This window comes from Bacillus sp. EKM501B, from assembly GCF_011800505.1.
GTDB classification, from domain to species: domain Bacteria; phylum Bacillota; class Bacilli; order Bacillales; family Bacillaceae_G; genus Bacillus_A; species Bacillus_A cereus.
In genome coordinates, this window is the sequence record NZ_JAALFZ010000079.1 from 1 (window position 1) to 278 (window position 278).

Consider the following 278-nt stretch of genomic DNA (forward strand, 5'->3'; position numbering starts at 1 on the left):
TAAAAAGTGCGTATCGTCCTAACCAAGAACAACAGGCATCGTTATGGTCTTTTCCATCTCAACCTAACAAAAATAAATTTCCCCAAATGTCCGTACGGCGATTGAGCCATGAGCAAACTCTACGTTTAACCCAATGGACAAAAGCTCAACAGGCTACCTTGAATGATGTAATCATGACTGCATACTTCCGAGCTTTATCACATTTCACTGTGTATGCAGAACCTCGCACTGCAGAAAAAATGATTGGCTTGACAATTGATTTACGTCGATATCTGCCT

The 278-nt window shown here is 41.0% G+C and carries 1 pseudogene; it reads left to right on the top strand.

Annotation, left to right across the window (positions count from 1 at the left end):
- Positions 1 to 278: pseudogene (locus HFD78_RS29205) on the top strand (condensation domain-containing protein); the annotation flags it as partial.